Annotated in this window: 19 protein-coding genes and 1 pseudogene; 19 read left to right on the forward strand and 1 reads right to left on the reverse strand. The window is 68.5% G+C overall.

Annotated elements, in window-relative coordinates; translation table 11 throughout:
• Positions 1 to 95: 95 nt before the first annotated feature.
• From A3CU_RS0125095 to A3CU_RS0125155, 12 genes and pseudogenes are all read left to right on the forward strand, one after another.
• Entirely contained in the window at positions 96 to 1304 is a 1209-nt protein-coding gene (locus A3CU_RS0125095; protein WP_027944620.1) for an ABC transporter substrate-binding protein, read from the forward strand.
• 5 nt (positions 1305 to 1309) lie between these two features.
• Complete coding sequence (locus A3CU_RS0125100; protein WP_027944621.1) at positions 1310 to 2491, forward strand: acyl-CoA dehydrogenase family protein; 1182 nt, start codon at positions 1310 to 1312, stop codon at positions 2489 to 2491.
• Complete coding sequence (locus A3CU_RS0125105) at positions 2488 to 3627, forward strand: acyl-CoA dehydrogenase family protein (protein WP_027944622.1); 1140 nt, start codon at positions 2488 to 2490, stop codon at positions 3625 to 3627. The genes A3CU_RS0125100 and A3CU_RS0125105 overlap by 4 nt, the downstream gene beginning before the upstream one ends.
• On the forward strand, positions 3620 to 4816 hold the full coding sequence (locus A3CU_RS0125110) for a CaiB/BaiF CoA transferase family protein (protein ID WP_027944623.1): 1197 nt from the start codon (positions 3620 to 3622) through the stop codon (positions 4814 to 4816). Before A3CU_RS0125105 ends, A3CU_RS0125110 begins: the two co-directional genes overlap by 8 nt.
• Positions 4813 to 6092: pseudogene (locus A3CU_RS54670) on the forward strand (CaiB/BaiF CoA transferase family protein). The gene A3CU_RS0125110 and the pseudogene A3CU_RS54670 overlap by 4 nt, the downstream one beginning before the upstream one ends.
• A 9-nt stretch (positions 6093 to 6101) precedes the next feature.
• A complete protein-coding gene (locus tag A3CU_RS0125125) occupies positions 6102 to 6602 on the forward strand; it encodes a MaoC family dehydratase (protein WP_027944626.1) in 501 nt (166 codons plus the stop codon).
• A 13-nt stretch (positions 6603 to 6615) separates the two neighbouring features.
• The gene (locus A3CU_RS0125130) at positions 6616 to 7053 is read left to right on the forward strand and encodes a MaoC family dehydratase (RefSeq protein WP_027944627.1); all 438 of its coding nucleotides are present in this window, start codon (positions 6616 to 6618) and stop codon (positions 7051 to 7053) included.
• The gene (locus A3CU_RS0125135; protein ID WP_027944628.1) at positions 7050 to 8252 is read left to right on the forward strand and encodes a thiolase family protein; all 1203 of its coding nucleotides are present in this window, start codon (positions 7050 to 7052) and stop codon (positions 8250 to 8252) included. Before A3CU_RS0125130 ends, A3CU_RS0125135 begins: the two co-directional genes overlap by 4 nt.
• 2 nt (positions 8253 to 8254) lie before the next feature.
• The gene (locus A3CU_RS0125140; protein ID WP_156960536.1) at positions 8255 to 8674 is read left to right on the forward strand and encodes a Zn-ribbon domain-containing OB-fold protein; all 420 of its coding nucleotides are present in this window, start codon (positions 8255 to 8257) and stop codon (positions 8672 to 8674) included.
• Positions 8674 to 10329 carry an AMP-binding protein gene (locus A3CU_RS0125145; protein WP_027944630.1) on the forward strand — a complete coding sequence of 552 codons (1656 nt, stop codon included), beginning with the start codon at positions 8674 to 8676 and terminating at the stop codon, positions 10327 to 10329. The genes A3CU_RS0125140 and A3CU_RS0125145 overlap by 1 nt, the downstream gene beginning before the upstream one ends.
• An 18-nt stretch (positions 10330 to 10347) precedes the next feature.
• On the forward strand, positions 10348 to 11706 hold the full coding sequence (locus A3CU_RS0125150; RefSeq protein ID WP_027944631.1) for an amidase: 1359 nt from the start codon (positions 10348 to 10350) through the stop codon (positions 11704 to 11706).
• Positions 11703 to 11891 carry a hypothetical protein gene (locus A3CU_RS0125155; RefSeq protein WP_027944632.1) on the forward strand — a complete coding sequence of 63 codons (189 nt, stop codon included), beginning with the start codon at positions 11703 to 11705 and terminating at the stop codon, positions 11889 to 11891. Before A3CU_RS0125150 ends, A3CU_RS0125155 begins: the two co-directional genes overlap by 4 nt.
• Position 11892: 1 nt before the next feature.
• Here A3CU_RS0125155 and A3CU_RS0125160 read toward each other — a convergent pair whose 3' ends face one another.
• Positions 11893 to 12435 carry a TetR/AcrR family transcriptional regulator gene (locus tag A3CU_RS0125160; protein ID WP_052372139.1) on the reverse strand — a complete coding sequence of 181 codons (543 nt, stop codon included), beginning with the start codon at positions 12433 to 12435 and terminating at the stop codon, positions 11893 to 11895.
• A gap of 165 nt (positions 12436 to 12600) precedes the next feature.
• Between A3CU_RS0125160 and A3CU_RS0125165 the strand changes: the two genes are divergently transcribed.
• The 7 genes from A3CU_RS0125165 to A3CU_RS0125195 are packed head-to-tail and all read left to right on the forward strand — an operon-like array spanning position 12601 to position 19763.
• Entirely contained in the window at positions 12601 to 13143 is a 543-nt protein-coding gene (locus tag A3CU_RS0125165; RefSeq protein WP_027944634.1) for an FAS1-like dehydratase domain-containing protein, read from the forward strand.
• Positions 13144 to 13159: 16 nt separating this feature from the next.
• Positions 13160 to 13570 carry a Zn-ribbon domain-containing OB-fold protein gene (locus A3CU_RS0125170; RefSeq protein WP_027944635.1) on the forward strand — a complete coding sequence of 137 codons (411 nt, stop codon included), beginning with the start codon at positions 13160 to 13162 and terminating at the stop codon, positions 13568 to 13570.
• Positions 13567 to 13974: a hotdog family protein gene (locus tag A3CU_RS0125175; RefSeq protein WP_027944636.1), complete on the forward strand. Its 408-nt coding sequence runs from the start codon at positions 13567 to 13569 to the stop codon at positions 13972 to 13974. Before A3CU_RS0125170 ends, A3CU_RS0125175 begins: the two co-directional genes overlap by 4 nt.
• The gene (locus tag A3CU_RS0125180) at positions 13971 to 15155 is read left to right on the forward strand and encodes a lipid-transfer protein (RefSeq protein ID WP_027944637.1); all 1185 of its coding nucleotides are present in this window, start codon (positions 13971 to 13973) and stop codon (positions 15153 to 15155) included. The genes A3CU_RS0125175 and A3CU_RS0125180 overlap by 4 nt, the downstream gene beginning before the upstream one ends.
• A 7-nt stretch (positions 15156 to 15162) precedes the next feature.
• The gene (locus A3CU_RS0125185) at positions 15163 to 16299 is read left to right on the forward strand and encodes a steroid 3-ketoacyl-CoA thiolase (RefSeq protein ID WP_027944638.1); all 1137 of its coding nucleotides are present in this window, start codon (positions 15163 to 15165) and stop codon (positions 16297 to 16299) included.
• Positions 16300 to 16303: 4 nt separating this feature from the next.
• Complete coding sequence (locus A3CU_RS0125190; protein WP_027944639.1) at positions 16304 to 18517, forward strand: acyl-CoA dehydrogenase family protein; 2214 nt, start codon at positions 16304 to 16306, stop codon at positions 18515 to 18517.
• A gap of 28 nt (positions 18518 to 18545) precedes the next feature.
• Positions 18546 to 19763, forward strand: coding sequence for an acyl-CoA dehydrogenase family protein (locus A3CU_RS0125195; RefSeq protein ID WP_027944640.1), 1218 nt, complete (start codon positions 18546 to 18548; stop codon positions 19761 to 19763).
• Position 19764: the final 1 nt, after the last annotated feature.

Below are 19764 nucleotides of genomic sequence, written 5' to 3' on the forward strand. Positions count from 1 at the left end.
GTTCGGTAGACCGCGGGAGAGCCTTGACGAGGTGGACCGGCCGTGCCTAACTTAATCAAGCGCTTGGTTATGGACCCTCGTAGCGAAGGTGTGTCATGCGTGGACGAGTGCTGATGGCGGTCGCGGCGGCGCTTGGCGTGGCCATGGTTCTGGCCGGGTGCGGAAAGGCATCGGGCGGCTCGGGCGGAAAGGACGAGCCGTACCGGGTGCTGGTAACCGGTGGCGTGAGCTCGGCGGGCGTGCTGGGGGCGAACGCGAAGACCTCCATCAATGCCGCGCAGGCGGGTGCCGACGTGGTGAACAAGATGGGCGGGGTCGCCGGCCGCAAGGTGGAAGTGACGGTCGTCGACGACGGTGGTGACGCGACCACTGCGGTGACGAAGCTGCGCGAGGCCATCGCGAAGCAGAAGCCGGACCTGTTCCTGAACTCCGGTCCGTCCCAGATCACCGCGGCGACACTGCCGATCCTGAAGCAGAACAAGATTCTTTCCTTCAACATCAGCCCGGTCGAAGGTTCCAGCGAGCCGTCGAAGTACCCGTTGAACTTCGATCTCGGCACCTCATCGACCGATATCGCGAGCGGGATCGCGTCCTTCGCCAAGGATCAGGGCTATCACACCGTGGGTGTCGTGCGCAGCAGCACCAGCTACGGCAAGGAGTTCGACAACGCGGTGAAGACCGTGTTCCCCGAGTACGGCCTATCCATTGTGGACGACGAACAGTACGACTCCGCCGCGCTCGACATGACGCCGCAGTTGGAGACGATCCAGTCTCACCACCCGGACGCGCTGGTCATCGACGCTTACGGCCCCGCGGTCGGCTATCTGCTCAAGGGCGTGGACAAGCTCGGTTGGGACGTTCCGATCATCTCCGACGACGCGGTCTCCGCGACCGGCCTGGTCTCCACCCCGGAACCGGCCGGCCTGCTCGGCACCCCGCTCGTGCGGAACCTGCACCTGCAGATGCAGGCCAGCGCGGTCTACGACGCAGGCGACAGCAGGGTGAAGCAGCTGGTCGAGGCGATGACGGCGATCGCACCGATCCCGTCGACGCTGATCAATGCGCAGAACTACGACGCGCTCCCGCTGATCGCGGCGGCGGCGAAGAAGGTGGGTAGTGCCGACGACGCCGGCGCGCTGGCCAAGGCGCTGGAGGATCCGGCGGTGCAGAAGGACGCGGCGACCGCGATCTGGACGGCGCACAACTACACGGCCGAATCGCACGCGTCCAATGTCGGCGCCGCCGGGTTCCGGTTCATCAAACCGAGTGCGGTGAAGGACGGCCAGTTCCACCCGGAGGGCTAGGCGGCATGGATTTCGAGCTCGACCAAGGACAGCGGGCGTGGCTGGCGGAGGTACGCGCCTTCCTCCGCGAGAACGCCACCGGGGCGCTGCGGGCCGAGCTGGCCGATCACGGCCTGGAATTGGCCGGCGGCGAGGTCGCGGCGTTCCGTCGCAAGATCGGCGAGAAGGGCTGGTTCGGGCTGAACTGGCCCACCGAGTACGGCGGCCTTGGCCTCGGGCCGATCTACCAGCACCTGCTGGTGAACGAGTTCGAGTACTGGGGAGTGCCCGGACCCGATCTGACCGTCACCTCGGTGGCTCCGATGATCATGCGGCACGGCACCGAGCGGAACAAGGAGGAGTTCCTCCCGCCGATCGCGCGCGGCGAAATGATCTGCGCCGTCGGGTACTCCGAGCCGGACGCCGGCACCGATCTCGCCGGCCTGCGCACCCGCGCGGTCCTCGACGGGGGAGAGTGGGTCATCAACGGATCGAAGATCTGGAACAGCGGCGCCCAGCGGGCAACCCACGAGTGGCTGTGCGTGCGCACCGACCCGGATGCGCCGAAGCACAAGGGAATATCGGTGATCATCGTTCCGATCGACCATCCCGGCGTAAGCATCCGGCCGTTGACCGCGTGGTCGGACTACCGGACGAACGAGGCGTTCTTCGACGACGTCCGGGTGCCGGCCACGAACCTCATCGGCGAGGTGAACCAGGGCTGGCGTTACATCACCGGTGCGCTCGATCTGGAACGCGGGGCGCTGACCAACGCGGGCGACCTGCGACGCGCGGTCGACGAGTTGTTCGAGCTCGCTCGCCGGCCGCGAGCCGACGGCACGGTTCCGGTGTCGTCGTCCGAGGTGCGGGACAAACTGTCGCAATTGGACGCCGATGTGGAAGTGGCCGGACTGATGGGGTTCGAAGCCGCGTCGATGCTGGAGGACGGCACGATCCCGACGGTCGAGGTGAGCGCGGAGAAGGTGTTCACGAGCGAGCTACGGCAACGCATCGCCGACACGGCGATCGACCTGCTCGGCCCGGAAGGGCTGCTGTCCTACGGCGACCAGGACGCGCCCCTGGCCGGGAAGTTCGAGCGGTTATACCGGGCCGCGCCGCTGTTGCGGTTCGGAGCCGGGACCAACGAGGTGCTCCGGGACGTGATCGCGCAGCGCGGTTATGGCATGCCGAGGTGGAGCGGGCGATGAAACTCGTTGCGAGCAAGCAGGAACGGGACCTCGCCGCGATGTTGCGGAACGTTCTCGCCACCGAATGTCCGCCGGAACTCCCGCGCAGCTTCAAGGAAACGAAGGACCGGCGTGTTCCCGGCCAGTTGTGGAAGACGCTCACGAACATCGGCGTGCTGGGGCTGCCGTTCGACGAGCGCTACGGCGGGTCCTCGGGCTCACTGGATGATCTGGGCGTCTTCTTCGTCGAGGCGGGCAGGGTGCTCTGCCCGACGGTCGTCCACAGTGCACTGTATTTCGGGCTTGCGATCGACCGGCTGGGCGACGACGCGCAGCGGCAGCGCTATCTTGGCCGGTTGTGTGCGGGCAAGCTGCACGGCGCGATCGCGTTGTGGAACCCGCGGGACGCAAGTGACCTCCGTCCGACGCTCACCGCGGAGCCGGCGCCCGGCGGTTGGCGGGTGAGCGGGACGCTGGACTTCGTCGCGGACGCGGACCTGGCCGACGTCCTGGTGGTGACCGCGGGCACGGCCGAACTCGCAGAGCCCCGGCGCACGCTCGGGCTGTGCATTGACACCATTGACACCACTGACACCACCACCGGGGTCCGCGTCGAGCCGCTTCAGGCGATGGCCGGCTCGTCGCTGTGCCGGGTCGTGCTCGAGGGCGTGCACGTGGCGGAGAGCCAGGTACTGCCGGCAACCGGGACCGGCGAGCTGCGCCGGCTGGCCAACACCGTCGTCGTGCTGCAGTGCCTGGACATGGTCGGCGGAGCCGATGCCGTGCTGCGCCGTACCGTCGGCCACACGACCTCGCGTCACCAGTTCGGCCGGCCGATCGGTTCGTTCCAGGCCGCGCAGCATCTGGTCGCGAACATGCACATCGCGCTGACCTCGGCCCGGCTCGCTTCGCGCAGCGCCCTGTTCTGGCTCGGCCGCGGGCGGATGGCCACGCGGGAGACCGCGATCGCGCGGATGCACGCGGCCACCGCATACAAGCGAATCACGCTCGACGCACACCAACTGCACGGCGGCATGGGTTATGTGCGGGAGACCGACCTGCATCTGTGGTCGGAGCGGGCACGGACCTTCGCCACCATCGACGGCACCGCCGAGGTGGCCGCGGGCTGGCTGCGTGGGGAGGTGGGTCTTGGCTGAGACGGGCGGCCAGGTGTTGTCGGGCATCCGGGTCATCGATCTTTCCCGCTGGGTCGCGGGCGAGTTCGCCACGAAACTGTTCGCCGACTTCGGTGCCGACGTGATCAAGGTCGAGCGGCCGGGGGAGGGCAGCCTCACCCGCCAGTGGGGGCCGTTCCCGGGCGACGTGCCGGATCCGGAACGCAGCGCGCTCTTCCTGCACCTGAACACCAACAAGCGCTCGATCGCGCTGGATCTACGTGCCGAACCGGACCGCGACGTGCTGTTCTCGCTGATTCGCACCGCCCACGCGGTGGTCGAGTCGTTTCGGCCGGGACACCTGGAGGCCATCGGCCTCGGCCCGGACACGCTGCGGGCGGTCAACCCGCGGCTGGTGGTGACCCGGATCAGCGCCTTCGGACAGACCGGACCGTACCGGGACCGGGAGGCGACCGGAATCGTCCTGCAGGCGGCGGGTGGTCCGATGAACGCCACCGGGCAGGCGGATCGCGCGCCACTGCGCAAGCCCGGCCTGCTCGAGCACTACACGATCGGGCGGTCAGCGGGACAGGCGACCATGGCGGCCGTGCTGCGCGCCCGCGGCTGCGGGAAAGGCGCCACCATCGACGTCTCCGGCCAGGAGGTGCTGCTCTCCGGTGCCGATCGCCGGGCGTCCTACCTGGTTTCCGCCGCGTACTCAGGGATGGTGGCGCCACGCGGCGTGCGCAGCCCCCATCGGCACGGCGCCACGTTCACCGGTCCATTCCGGACACTCGACGGGTTCGTCATGGTGTACGTGACGAACCAGGCGTTCTGGAACCGGTTCGTGGAGCTCGTCGGGGATGGCGATCCCGCCTTCCGTGCGCGTTACCTGGACCGCCAGACGGTTGCCGACAAGGATCGGGAGGACTTCCTGGCCTACGTCACCCGCTGGTTTTCGGGGCGCCACAAGGTGGCGGTGATGGAGGCGGCCGAGCGGGCACGAATCCCGGTGACCGCCTTCCTTTCGGTCTCGGAGGTCATGGCGCATCCGCACTTCCGCCGGCGGGGCGCGTTCGTGGCCGCGGACCACCCGGTGGCCGGCAGGCTGGAGTATGCGGGCGCACCGTGGCGCATGGACCGCGGATTCTCGTTGCGCAGCACGGCACCGTTGCTCGGCCAGCACGGCGCCGAGATCCGCACGGAACTCGAACGGGAGACAACCCGATGAGCAGTGACGAACTGCCGCTGGCGGGCATCCGGGTCGTCGACCTCACCGTGGTCTGGGCCGGTCCCGGGGGCACGACCCTGCTCGGCGACCTCGGCGCGGAGGTGATCCGGCCGGAGGGCAACAACCGGACCAGCCGGCAGGTGTCGGCCAAGGTCACCAGGGAACTGATCGCCGCCACCGGATATCACGGCGGCACTTACCCGGACAAGGATCCGGGCGACCGACCCTACGACCGCACCGCCCTGTTCACCTGGCATGCCCGCAACAAGCTCGCGGTCTGCATGAACCTGGAAACCCCGGACGGCCGCGAGGCGTTGCTGGACCTGGTGCGCATCAGTGACGTGTTCGTGGAGAACAACAGCAACGGTGTGCTGGAGAAGCTCGGCATCGCCCACGATCGGCTGCTCGAGGTGAACCCGCGGCTCATCGTGGTCCGGCTGCCGCCGCTGGGCATGTCCGGTTCGATGAGCGACTATCTGGGGTACGGGCCGAACTTCAATTCGCTCGTCGGTATCGCCGCGATGGACGGGTACGAGGGCGAGGAACCGGACTCCGCGGGCGAGAACTACCACATGGACGAGGCGACACCCGGCGGTCTGGCGTTCGCGGTGCTGGCGGCGCTGTGGACCGGGAGAACACCGGGCGCGGTGGGTTGATCGAGTTCAGCCAGGCCGAGAACGTGATGGCCGAGATCGGCGAGTTCTTCCTGGACTACCAGTTCAACGACCGGGACCCAGGCCGGCTCGGCAACACCGATCCACACCTGCTGCAGAATGTCTTCCGCACCGCCGACGACGACCGGTGGGTGGCGATCTCCGTGCGCGACGACCGGGACTGGGCGGCGCTGACCGGCGTGCTGCAACGTCCTGGTCTCGCCGAGCTGGGGCCGGACGCCTCCTCCCGGCGCGCGCAGTCTTCCAGGATTCGCGCGGAGATCGCGGCCTGGTGCCGCGGCCTGCGCGTCGAGGAGATCGTGGATTCGTTGCAGGGAGCCGGTGTTCCGGCCGGCGAAGTGATGTCCGAGGACAGGCTGCTGGCCGACCCACATCTCGCCGCACGCGCTTGGTTTCTCGAACGCAGCCACCCTGCGGTGGGGACACACCGCTACCCGGGCCATCCTTGGCGCAGCGACGACTTCGAGCTGTGTCACGGTCGTCCGCTGCCCGGGTTCGGCGAGGACAACGAGTACGTGTACCTCGAATTGCTGAAATGGCCGCGCGAACGCTACGACGATCTGGTGGCGCGTGGGCTCATCACGGACCGGCAGCTGGCCTGAAGGGACGATATGACACAGCAGAGCCTGATCCCGGCGGAGGTCGCGGCACGGGTGGGGAGCGTGGCCGCCACCGCCACCGGTGAGGTGAACCGGAGGGAGTGGCAGCGGTGGGCGATGTCGGTGAGGGACGAGAACCCGCTGTGGTTCGATCCCGGTTACGCCCGTGAGCACGGCTACGCCGACGTGATCTGTCCGCCGGTGTACCTGCAGTACGCCGTTCTCGGCGTCGCGCGGATCTCCGAGTTAAGACCCGACGGATCCGCCGGTACGTCGTCGGGGAACCTGTCCTTTCCGGACGCCCCGCGACGGATGGCCGGTGGGGAGAGCATGACCTTCCACCTGCCCGCCTACCACCGGGACGAGATCACCATGGTGCGCACCATCGAGTCCATTGTGGAGAAGCAGGGACGGTCCGGCCGCTTCGTGCTCGTCACCTGGCACAGCACCTACACCAACCAGCGCCGGGAACTCGTGGCCGAAGCGACCACGTCGATGATCGCCCGACCGTGAAGGAAGGGGAACGATGGCCGATCAAGTCCATTTCGACGATGTCACCGTCGGCGACGACATCCCGCAGCTGTCGCTCGTGGTCGACGAAACGCAGATGTTCTTCTTCAGCGCCGCGACCTACAACGGGCATCGCATTCACTACGACAAGTCCTGGGCGAGGAAGGTCGAGGGCTACCCGGGCGTGCTGGTGCACGGACCGTTGCAGGCGGCGCTGCTGATTCGCGCGGTGACCGACTGGATCGGCGGCGATGGCAGGCTGATCACCTACGCCGTCCGCAACCGCGCGCCCGCGTTCGCCGGGCAGGAGCTGACCTTCGGTGGCCGGGTCACCGCCACCCGCGAGGTGGACGGTCGCGGCCTGGTCGATCTGGAGATCACCGGCCGGCGCGGTGACGAGGTGCTGATGCCGGGCACCGCGACCGTGTCGTTGCCGTTGCGGGGCAACTCGTGAGTGGGTTACGGGGCGAGGCCGCGATCGTCGGGATCACGGAGCTTCCGGCACAGCGCAAGCAGACCCGCCCGGAGCTGTTCACACTGGACCAGTACGCGCTGCTGGCGAAGCTCGTGCTGGAGGACGCGGGCCTGCCGCCGGCCGTGGTCGACGGGCTGGTGACGCACGGCGTGCAGGAATCGGAGATGTTCGCGCCCGCGACGTTGTCGGAGTACCTCGGGCTGCCGGTGAACTTCGCGGAACGGGTGGATCTCGGCGGGGCGAGTTCGGCCGGCATGGTGTGGCGCGCGGCGGCCGCGGTGGAGTTGGGGATCTGCGACGCCGTGCTGGCGGTGGTGCCCGGCTCCTTCATACTGCCGCGTTCGCGGCGCCGCCCGCCGGCGGATCCGGGCTGGTACGGCGCCTCCAGCAACAAGTTCGGCTCGCCGCAGGCGGAGTTCGAGATACCGTACGGAAACGTCGGCCAGAATGCGCCGTACGCGCAGATCGCGCAGCGGTACGCCGCGGAATTCGGTTACGACCCGAGGGCGACCGCGAAGATCGCGGCCGACCAGCGCACCAACGCGTGTGCGCATCCAGGCGCGGTGTTCCATGGCCGGCCGATCACGATCGACGACGTGCTGGCCAGCCCGATGATCGCCGACCCGCTGCGCAAGCTCGAGATCGTCATGCGGGTGCAGGGTGGCGCCGGGGTGCTCGTGGTGAACGCCGACCTCGCGCGCCGGGCCCGCAACCGGGCGGTGTGGATCAAGGGGTTCGGCGAGCACCTGGCGTTCAAGACCCCCACCTACGCGCGCGACCTGGTGCGCACGCCGATCGCGCAGGCCGCGGACCGTGCGTTCGCCATGGCCGGGCTCGCTCGCTCGGACGTCGACCTGGCCTCGATCTACGACTGCTACACGATCACGGTGCTGATGAGTCTCGAAGATGCCGGGTTCTGTCCGAAAGGGACCGGCATGCGCTGGGTCATGGACAGGGACCTGACCTTCCGCGGTGACTTCCCGCTCAACACCGCGGGCGGTCAGCTTTCCTTCGGGCAGGCCGGAATGGCGGGCGGCATGCACCACGTGGTGGACGGCGCCAGGCAGATCATGGGGCGCGGGGGCGACGCTCAGGTGACCGGCTGCGATACCGCGTTCGTCACGGGAAACGGCGGAATCATGAGTGAGCAGGTCGCCCTGCTGCTGCAAGGAGATTGACGATGCGCCCGTTGCCTGAACCCACGCCGGTATCGAAGCCGTTCTGGGATGCGCTGGCCGAGCACCGCATCCTCATCCAGTACTCGCCCTCTTCGGGGCGCTATGTCTTCTATCCGCGCACCTTGGCGCCCGAGACGCTGGCCGATGACCTCGAGTGGCGGGAAATCGCCGGCGACGGAACGCTGTACACCTACACCGTCGCGCGCAGACCGACCGGGCCGCCGTGGGCCGAGGCGCTTCCGCAGATCCTCGCCGTGGTGGAGTGGGACGAGGGCCCGCGGATCAGCACGGAACTGGTGGACGTGGACCCGGCGGAAATCACGATCGGGATGCGGGTGACGCCCGTGTTCTGCGACGAACCCGACGACGGCATCACGTTGTTGCGCTATCGCCCGGCAAGCGGCGACGGAGGAGACCGGTAGTGGACACGTTTGCGGAGATCGTCCGGGCGAGGGCAACCGATGACCACATCGGCGTGCGCTTCGGCGACGAGCAGTGGCGGTGGTCCGAGGTCGTCGCCGAGGCTGCCGCGCGGGCGTCGATACTGGAGTCGTTGCGCGGCGACGGGGACCAACTGCATATCGGCGTTCTACTGGAGAACGTCCCCGACTACCTGTTCTGGACGTGCGCCGCGGCCGTCGCCGGTTCGGTGGTCGTCGGCATCAATCCGACCAGGCGGGGCGCCGAACTGGCCCGCGACATCCGGCACACCGACTGCGACGTGATTATCACCGAGGACCGGCTGGCCGGTCTGCTGGATGGTGTGGATCACGGCGTCCGGTGGATGCTCGACATCGACAGCGCGCCGTACCGTGACCTGCTGGCGCAACATCGAAACGCGGCGCTTCCGGAGCGCCTGCCGGATCCGAAGGCCATCCTGCTGCTGCTGTTCAGTTCCGGCTCGACCGGCGCGCCCAAGGCGGTGATCTGCTCGCAGGGCAGGCTGGCCATGCTCGCGGAGACGTTGCGCATCCGGTCCGAAATGGACCGAGATTCCGTTGGTTACCTGTGTATGCCGTTGTTCCACGGCAATTCCATGATGATGAACTTCGCTCCCGCGATGTACGTCGGTGCGACGATCTGCCTGGCGCGCAAGTTCTCCGCCTCCGGGTTCGTCCGCGATATCCATCGCTATCAGGCCACGTACGTTAACTACGTCGGCCGTGCGTTGAGCTACGTGCTGGCCGTACCGGAGACACCTCAGGACCGGCACTGTGCTCTGCGGCTCGCGCTCGGCACCGAGGCGTCCGCGGCCGACGTGAAACGGTTCAGTGAGCGCTTCAACTGCCGTGTCTCCGAAGGATACGGGATGAGCGAGGGAGTGCTGCGGATAAATCGCACGCCGGACACCCCGGCGGACTCGCTCGGGCTGCCGGTGGGCGGAGCCGACATCCGGGTGCGCAACGAACAGACCGGTTTGGACTGTCCACCGGCGCGTATCGATCCGAGCGGCAGGCTGTGCAATCCGGACGAGGCCATCGGTCAGATCGTGGCGATCGGCAAGGCGCCGGCGTTCGAAGGCTACTACCGGAACCCGGAGGCACAGGCGGAGCGGGTGCGCGGTGAGGACTTCTGGACCGGCGACCTGGCTTACCGGGACGAAGCGGGATACTTCTACTTCGCGGGTCGATCGTCGGACTGGTTGCGAGTGGACAGTGAGAACTTCGCTGCGGGCCCGGTCGAGCGCATCTTGCAGCGGTGGGAACACGTGTCGGCCGCGCTGGTGTATGCCGTGCCCGACCCCCGCACCGGCGATCAGGTCATGTGCGCGCTGCGGATGGCCGATGGCGCGCGGTTCGATCCCGACGCCTTCACCAGCTTCCTGGACGCGCAGACCGATCTCGGTACCAAGTGGCGGCCGCGGTTCGTCCGGTTGATCGACGAGGTGCCGATGACGGGGAACAGCAAGGTCGCGAAGACGCCGCTACGCAGCGCGGCCTGGGTGACCTCGGACCCGGTCTACTGGCGCGCGGGCAAGGACACGCGGTACCGGCCATTCGACCGGGGGCAGCGGGAGGCCCTGAGCAAGGAGTTCGCGGAATTCGGCCGGAGTGCGTTGCTCCCCGTCGGGGAATGACCGGTGGTGGAGAGGGCGATGACCCCAGTGACAGTCGAACAAGCGGCCGCCCAGGTGCGAGCCGGCCGGGTCGCCAGCACGGAGTTGGTGCGCAGGTCGATCGAGTTGGCCGACGAGCACGATGCGACGCTCGGCGTCTTTCTGTCCCGTTTCGACGAGAGTGGGCTTGCGGCGGCGGCCGAGGCGGACGCCGCGGTGGTGGAGGGCAAGCCGCTCGGCCCCCTGCACGGTGTGCCGATCGGCATCAAGGATCTCCTGGCCACCCGCGAGGGGCCGACGACCGCCCAGAGCCTGGCCTGGGATTCCGGGTGGGGTGCGGAAGACGCCACCGCCGTGGCCAGGTTGCGCGCGGCGGGCGCGGTGATCGTCGGCAAGACGACGACGCTCGAGTTCGCCTACGGCACACCGGCCACGGACGACCCGTTCCCGATGCCGGCCAATCCCTGGGATCCGCGCCGGTGGGCGGGCGGGTCGAGTTCGGGGTCCGGTTCCGGGGTCGCGGCCGGCATGATGCTCGCCGCGCTGGGCACGGACACCGCGGGCAGCGTGCGCGCGCCGGCCGCGATGTGCGGGATCACCGGGCTGAAGCCGACCTACGGCGCGGTCCCGATGGCGGGCTGCATACCGTTGGCGTTCAGCGCCGATCACATCGGTCCGATGGCGCACACCGCCAAGGGCTGTTCGATCCTGCTCGAGGTGCTGACCGGACGGCCACTCGACCGGCTCGCGACCGACGGGCTCTCCGGCGTGCGGATCGGCGTGGACCGGCTCGACCGGATCACCGAGGGAACGGGTGAGGCCGGCGTTTCCGGTGTGTTCGACGATGCGTTGAAGACACTCGCCGGGCTCGGTGCCGAGATCACCGACGTCGAACTGCCGCTGTACCCCGAGTTGACCGACACCGTGTTCATCAGCACCGGGGTGGAGCGACTCGCTTATCACGCGCCACGCCTGGCGAAGAACTGGTCGAAATACGGGCGTTCAGCACGTGCGGGCATGCTGCGGGGCGCCTATTACTCCGCGGCGGATTACGTGCAGGCGCAACGGGTTCGACGTCATGGACAGCACCTGCTCGCGCGGCTTTTCGACGACGTCGACGTGATCGTGACCCCGACCGCATCGGTGGCTGCCCCGTTGCTGACGGAGATCGAAGACTGCATGGCGGGATGGAAGCGCCTGGTGCACACCACGTACTGGAACGCGGTGGGGAACCCGGTGCTGTCCGTGCCGATGGGATTCAACGCCGATTCACTGCCGTTGGGGCTGCAGATCGCCGGGCGGCCCCGGGAGGACGCGACGGTCCTGCACGTCGGCGAAGCCTTTCAACAGGCCACCGCATGGCATTTACGACAGCCGGGTTCAAAGGAGTCGTCATGACCGTCGAGTCGCAGAACGAAGCAGTGGCGCGCGCGCTGCTGTCGCTGTGGGATATTCCGGTCACCGAGGAGGAAATCGCGGGGTTCGCCGCCGGGTTGCCCGCCGTGCGCGCCACCGTCGGCCGGTTGTACGCGGTGCCGACCGGTGATGACGAACCAGCGGTCACCTTCGACGCTTCGCCGTGATCTACGGTGCGGAAAAGCCGGCCAGGAACAGCTTGTCGAGCAGGTCCGCAAACGTGGACGTGGAATACCGGCGGCGGTTGGGCCAGTGCATGCTCGACCACAGCGACTCGCGCACCGACCGGTAGAAGATCTCCTCGGGAATGTCTTCCCGGAAGCTGCCATCGGCGATGCCGGCCCGGATCGCCTTCATCCAGTACGAGCGCGCTGCGCGCGAGGACTTCTTGATCGGCTCGAACAGGCCGTGCTCGCGCAGATAACCCCGTTCGTTCTGGAGCATCGCGGTGGGATGCGGGTATTCGTCGATCACCGTCAGCGTTTCCTTGATCAGCTCACGTATCGTGTCCTTCGGCGATCCCCCGCGCAGCACCGCCTGCTCGGATCGGCGGCGAATTTCCTCGACGTAGCCGCCGAGGATCTCGGCGACGAGTTCGTCCTTGGACGTGAAATGGTGATACAGGCTGCCCGGGAACACCCCCGCCGCGTTCCCGATATCGCGCACGGTCGTGGACGCGATCCCCTTGGTGGCGAAGAGTTCCGCGGACATCGCGAGAATGATCCCCCGCCGGCCAGGCGTTCGGCTCAAGGCAACCTCCACATGCGTTTCGCAACACGGCAAGCCCGGCTGTGTGGCCTGGGTCACTATTGGTGCGCCTGTCGTCCGAATGCTACTGTAAACCGAGCGCTTGCTCAAATCGCTTGGGGGTGAGACGTGGTAGAAGAAGGTCTCGAAGCCCGGCTCGGGCGGTTCGTCGGTGTCGAGGCGGAGCCGCCACGGGTTGCCCGGTACGCCGTCAACGGGGCGATGATTCGCAACTGGGTGGAAGCCCACGACGACGGGAACCCGATCTACGTCGACCGCGAGGTGGCCAGGGCGACCGGTCGCCGGGACGTGGTGTGCCCGCCCGCGATGATCTCGACGTGGGTGATGGCCGGCTACCGGCGGCATCGCGAAGTCCAGCGGTTGCGGGCGACCGGCGCCACCGAGGACTTCGCCTATTCGCGGCTGATGAACCTGTTGGACAAGGCGGGGTACACCTCCGTGGTCGCGACGAACGTCGAGCAGGAGTACCTGCGTGAGCTGCATCCGGGCGACCAGGTCACCGCGCATTTCACGATCGAAAGCGTTTCGGCGGAGAAGAAGACGGCTTTGGGCCGGGGTTTCTTCATCACCTTGCGGAAGAAGTACGTCGACCGGGACGAGAATCCGGTCGCCGAGGAGCGATTCCGGCTACTCCGGTTCGCTCCGTCCTAACAGGAGGGTTACCGTCGTGAGAACCGTGGTGCCACGGCTGGTCGTCACGCAGGACAACGAGTTCTTCTTCGCCGCCGCGAGAGAGGGCCGGCTCGCGATTCAGCGCTGCGTGGACTGCCACGCGTTGCGACATCCGCCTGGCCCGTGCTGTCCGGACTGCCGATCCTTCAACTGGGACACCGTGTCGGCCAGTGGCCGGTGCACGCTGCACAGCTACACCGTGATTCACCACCCGCAAGACGATGGCTTCGACTACCCGCTGATCGTCGGACTGGTCGATCTCGAGGAAGGCACGCGGCTGGTCGCGGACATCGCGGGAATCGAACGTGACGAGCTCGAAATCGGTATGGTGCTCGAAGTCGGCTTCGCCGAGCACCCGCACGGCGAGGTGCTGCCACAGTTGCGACGTCCGGGGGCGGACACATGACCGGCCGATTCGCCGTTGGCACCCGGTTGCCCACTCTCGACCTGCCGCTGGACCGGACGACGATCGTGGCGGCCGCCATCGCCTCACAGGACTTCGAGGACGTCCATCATGATCCCGGCAAGGCGGCGGAGCGCGGTGTGGCGGACATCTTCATGAGTATCAACTCCACCAACGGTTTCCTCGACCGGTACATCACCGACTGGTCCGGCCCGCGTTCCCGGATCACCAAGGTCGCGCTGCGGCTGGGCGTGCCGGCACTTCCCGGCGACACCATCCGCTTCGCGGGCGAGGTCACCGAAGCGAGCGCGGACACGGCGACCGTTCAGGTCACGGGCGCGGTCGAGCGCGGTGTGCACGTGAGTGCGCAGGTCACCGTGACGCGGATGGACGGGGACAGCCGATGAGTTTCCAGGGATTCTCCGGCGCGGCGGCGATCGCGGGGATCGGCGCCACCGAGTTCTCGAAGAACTCCGGCCGCAGCGAATGGCGGCTGGCCTGTGAGTGCGTGCTCGCGGCGCTGGAGGACGCCGGTATCGGTGTCGAGGAAGTGGACGGCTTCGCGCTGTTCACCATGGAGAACAACCCGGAGATCGCGGTCGCGCGGGCGCTCGGCATTCCTCGGCTGTCGTTCTTCAGCCGGATCCCGCACGGCGGTGGCGGGGCCTGCGCCCCGGTGCAGCAGGCGGCGCTCGCGGTGGCCACCGGCGTGGCGAACGTGGTGGTGGTCTACCGCGCGTTCAACGAGCGCTCCGGACACCGCTTCGGCGCGGGCCCGCCGCCGTTCGCCTACACGCCGTCTACCGACCAGGAGTACCGCAACTGGATCAACCCGTACGGGTTGCTGACGCCCGCGCAGCAGGAGGCGTTCCTGGCGAGGAGATACCTGCACAAGTACGGGGCCACCAGCGAGGATTTGGGCCGGGTGTCGGTGCTGTCGCGCAAGCACGCCGCCAACAATCCCAAGGCGTGGTTCTACCAGCGCCCGATCACCCTGGCCGACCACCAGAATTCCCGCCTCATCGCGGAGCCGCTGCGTCTTCTGGACTGCTGCCAGGAAAGCGACGGGGGACAGGCACTGGTGATCGTCAGCGCCGAACGGGCCCGTGACCTGCCACATCCGCCCGCGGTGATCCGGGCGGCCGCGCAGGGGATCGGGCCGCAGCAGATCTCGATGAGCAGCTACTACCGCGAGGAGATCGAGCGGCTGCCCGAGGTCGCCGACGTGGCCGGGCAGCTGTGGCGGCAGGCCGGTTTGGGCCCGGAAGGCATCGATGCCGCGGTGCTGTACGACGCCTTCACCCCGATGGTGCTGTTGCAACTCGAGGAATACGGCTTCTGCGGCTGGGGAGAGGCCAAGGATTTCGTCGCCGACGGCCAGCTCGAGGTCGATGGCCGGCTGCCGGTCAACACCCACGGCGGCCAACTCGGTGAGGGCTACCTTCACGGTGTCAACGGAATCGCGGAGGGCGTGCGGCTGATCCGCGGCAGTTCCACCAACCAGCCGGCGAAACGCGTCGAGCACGTGCTCGTCACCGGTGGCTCGCCGGTGCCACACAGCGCCATCGTGCTCGGCGCCGACCGTTAGGGGCCAGATGAACCCCGTCATCATCGATGCCGCCCGCACCCCGTTCGGACGCCGGGAGGGGTGGCTTTCCGGGTTGCACGCGGCCGAACTGCTCGGCCTGGCGCAGCGTGGTGTGCTCGGCCGCCTTGGACTCGATGTCGCGCTGATCGAGCAGGTGATCGGCGGCTGCGTCACCCCGATCGGCGAGCAGTTCGGCAACGTGACGCGGACGGCCTGGCTGCACGCCGGGCTGCCCACCCGCACCGGAGCCACCACGATCGAAGCCCAATGCGGCACGGCAGCGCAGGCGACGCTGCTGCTGGCCGGTCAGATCGCGATGGGAGCGGTGGAGGCCGGGATGGCCTGCGGCGTCGAGCTGATGTCGCGGGTGCCGCTGACACCCAAGACAGGGTTCGGGTTCGGCACCCCGCGGCCGGCCACCTGGTCGCTGGACACGCCCGACCAGTACACCGCGGCCGACCGGATCGCCGCCAAGCGCGGGTTCGACCGCGCGGAGATCGACGCGTTCGGGCTGCGCTCCCAGCAGCGTGCCCGGCAGGCGTGGGACGCGGGCAGGCTCGCACCCGAGATCATCCCGGTGGAGGTGCCGGCCGATGACGGTACCCGCGTGGTGGACCGCGACGAAGGGTTGCGGGAGACGAGCATGGAGGCGCTGGCTCGGCTCCGGCCCACCAAGGAGGGTGGCGTGCACACCGCCGGAACCTCGTCGCAGGTCTCCGACGGCGCGAGCGCGGCGGTGCTGATGTCCGAACGGCGGGCCCGCTCACTCGGCCTCGTGCCGCGGGCCCGGATCGTCACCCAGTGCGTAATCGGGGGAGATACCGAGTTTCTGCTCGACGGTCCCGTGGAGGCCGGGGCCATCTTGCTCGACCGGGCCGGCATGTCGATCAGCGACATCGACATCTTCGAGGTCAACGAGGCGTTCGCCGCGATACCGATGTCGTTCGCCAAGGTTCACGACGTCGACCCGGACCGGCTCAACGTCAACGGCGGCGCCATCGCGCTCGGCCATCCCGCGGGCGCGACCGGAATCCGGCTCATCGCCACCGCCATCGAGGAACTACGCCGCCGCGACGCCCAGGTCGCGATGATCGCCATCTGCGCGGCCACCGCCACGACCGCGCTCATCCTGGAACGGATCTGAGGACATGCCGCTCGCACTCACCGAAGAGCACCGCGATCTCGCCGACGCCGTGGCGGCGTTCGCGGCCAACGTCGCGCCGATTTCGGAAACCCGCGCGCACCTGGCCGACCATGCCACGGGAAATCGCCCGGAACACTGGGATGCCCTGCTACGCCAGGGATTGCACTGCGTGCACCTGCCGGAGGAGTGCGGTGGCGGAGGCGCCGGCATCCTGGAACTGGCGGTGGTGGCCGAGCAACTCGGCAAGGCGCTGCTGCCCGGTCCGTTCCTGCCCACGGTGCTCACCAGCGCGGTGGTGGCGACCGGCTACGCCGGGCAAGATCTCGACGCGCCCGGCCGCGAGTTGCTGACCGCGTGGTGCGCAGGCGCCACCGGCGCGCTGGCCGGCGGCGGCGATTTCACCGCGCGGCCGTCGGGCGACGGCTGGGTGGTGGACGGTTGCTCGCGGCCGGTGCTCGGCCTGCCCGGCGCCGAGCTCGTCTTGGCAGAGGCGCGGGATCCGGACGGACGGCCGGTGTGGTTCCGGCTGCTGCCCGTGGGCGGGGTATCCACAATGGATGGTGTCGATCTGACTCGCCCGGTAGGCCGGCTGGAACTGCGCGGTCATCGCGTCGCGCCGGAGCATGTGTTGCCCTCGCCGGCGCCGGAGCGGGTGGACCTGATCGTCAACGCGCTGCTCGCCGCCGAGGCGAGCGGGATCATGTCCTGGTGCCTGGACACCGCGGTGTCCTACGTCAAGACGAGGGTGCAGTTCGGCAAGCCGGTCGGGTGTTTCCAGGCGGTGCAGCACAAGGCGGCGATGATGCTGGTGCGCGCCGAGCTGGCCGTCGGGGCGGCGTGGGATGCCGCTCGTGCCGACACCGACGCGCCCGGCCAGCAACGGCTGGCCGCCGCGCAGGCCGCGCTCACCGCCGTGGCACCCGCGGTCGACGCCGCACTGGAGTGCATCACGCTGCTCGGTGGTATCGGCTTCACCTGGGAGCACGACGCGCACCTGTATTGGCGGCGTGCGATCAGCATCGCGTCGGCGATCGGGCCGGTCGAGCGGTGGGAGACCCGGCTCGGCGACGCCGCGCTGGCCGCGGAACGGGACTTCTCGCTGTCCACAGAGGACGAGCTGCCCGAACTGCGTGCCCGGGTCGGGGCGGTGCTCGACGAGGTGCGGGAAATCCCGGACGACGAGGACGGTGGTTCCGGCTGGGCTCCCGCACGGGGTGGTCACCGCCGCGCCCGGCTCGCCGAGGCAGGGCTCGTCGCGCCGCACTATCCCGCTCCCTACGGGCTGGACGCCGGACCGGTGGAGCAGGCGGTGATCGGCCAGGAATTCGCGCGTCGCGGACTCGTCCAGCCGTCCATGGTCGTCGGCGACTGGGTGCTGCCGACGCTGTTGAAGCACGGCACCCCCGGGCAGCGGGAACGTTTCGTCGAGGACAGTCTGCGCGGGCGGATCGTCTGGTGTCAGCTGTTCAGCGAGCCGGGCGCCGGTTCGGACCTGGCGAGCCTGGCCACCAGGGCGCGCCGGGTCCCCGGCGGCTGGTCGATCAGCGGCCAGAAGGTGTGGACGTCGATGGCGCACGAGGCCGACTGGGGTGCCTGCCTCGCGCGCACCGATCCCGAAGCGCCGAAGCACAAGGGACTCTCGTACTTCCTGGTCGACATGACGGCCTCCGGGGTCGAGGTGCGCCCGTTGCGCCAGGCCACCGGGCGCACCGAGTTCAACGAGGTCTTTCTCGACGACGTCTTCGTGCCCGACGAATGCCTGGTGGGTGAGCCGGGACAGGGTTGGCGGCTGGCCGTGACGACGCTGGCCAACGAGCGGCTGCACATGGGCGCGATGAAGCTGCGCTACGGCGCCCCGGACCGGATCCGGCAACTGCTGGCCGACGAGACCTATCTGGGAAGCCACGACGAGGCGCTACGGGTGCTCGGCCGCAATACCGCCAGGGAGATGGCGCTGTCGGCGCTGAACCTGCGCGGCGCGCTGGCCCGGATGTCCGATGTGGACATCAGTGCCGGGGTCAGCGTGCTCAAGGTCTATCACGCGATCGCCGAGCGCGAGGGATCCCGTGAGGCGCTGCGTATGCTCGGCCCCGCCGGGTGCGTCGCGGACAGCGATGCCGGCCATCACCTGGGGCTGCCCGCGATCCTGCTCGGTGGGGGCACCATCGAAATCCAGCTCAACGTGATCGCGCAACGAGTCCTCGGCCTGCCTCGCTGACCCAACCGTGACGAAGGAGCCGTACCCGATGTATCTGGATCTGTCCGAAGAGTCGAAGCGGCTGCGCAGGCAGTTGCGCGAGTACTTCGCCGAACTGATCACCGACTCCGATCGCCGAGACCTGGTCCACCAGACCGAGGGCGGCCCGACGTTCAGCCGGCTGTACCGGCAGATGGGCGCGGACGGGTGGCTGGGCCTCGGCTGGCCGGAGGAGTACGGCGGCCGCGGCGAGGATCCCGAGGCGCTCTACGTGTTCTACGACGAGGTGATCCGCGCGAACGCACCGCTCTCGCTGGTCACGCTGAACACGGTCGGGCCGTCGCTGATGAAGCATGGAACGCCGGAGCAGAAGAAGTACTTCCTGCCGAAGATCCTCTCCGGCGAACTCGTCTTCGCGATCGGCTACACCGAACCGGAGGCGGGCACCGACCTCGCCTCGCTGCAGACCCGCGGCACGGTGGACGGTGACGAGCTGGTCATCAACGGCAACAAGATCTTCACCAGCGCGGCCATCTATGCCGACTGGATCTGGCTCGCGGTGCGCACCGATCCGGACGCGCCCAGGCATGCGGGCATCTCGGTGGTGTTGGTGCCGACCAGTTCGCCGGGGTTCTCCGCTACGGAGATCCAGACGGTCGGCGGGATCAGCACCTCCGCCACCTACTACGACGACGTTCGCGTCCCGCTCGGCAATGTGGTCGGCGGCCTCGGCGGGGGCTGGAAGCTGATCACCGGCCAGCTCAACCACGAGCGGGTGGCTCTCGCCGCGCGTGGCGGCATCGCCAACGAGATGTTCACCGAGGTACTGCACTGGACCAAAACGCAGCATTGCGGCGGCAAACGGCTGTTCGACGTGCCGTGGGTGCGCACGAAACTCGCGGAGGTCTACGCGTTGCTGTCCGCGATCGATCTGGTGAACCTGCGGTTGGTCGCCGACGTGGCGAACGGCACCCTCGGCGGTGGGGACTCCGCGGCCGCGAAGGTCATCGGCACCGAAGGCGTGGTCGTCGCTTACGAGATGCTGCAGGAGATCCTCGGCCTGTCGGGGCTGCTGCGCCCGGGGACGGCCACCGCGCCGATCGAGGGCAGGGTGGAAAACCTCGGCCGGCGGGCACAGAACAACACGTTCGGCGGCGGGACCAACGAGGTGATGCGGGAAATGGTCGCGGCCAATTGCCTCGGCATGACGTTGTCGCCGCGGCGCAGGGAGCGCGACACCACCCGGTCAGGCAGCGAGAGGAACTGAA

The organism is Amycolatopsis taiwanensis DSM 45107, assembly GCF_000519205.1.
Lineage (GTDB): Bacteria > Actinomycetota > Actinomycetes > Mycobacteriales > Pseudonocardiaceae > Amycolatopsis_E > Amycolatopsis_E taiwanensis.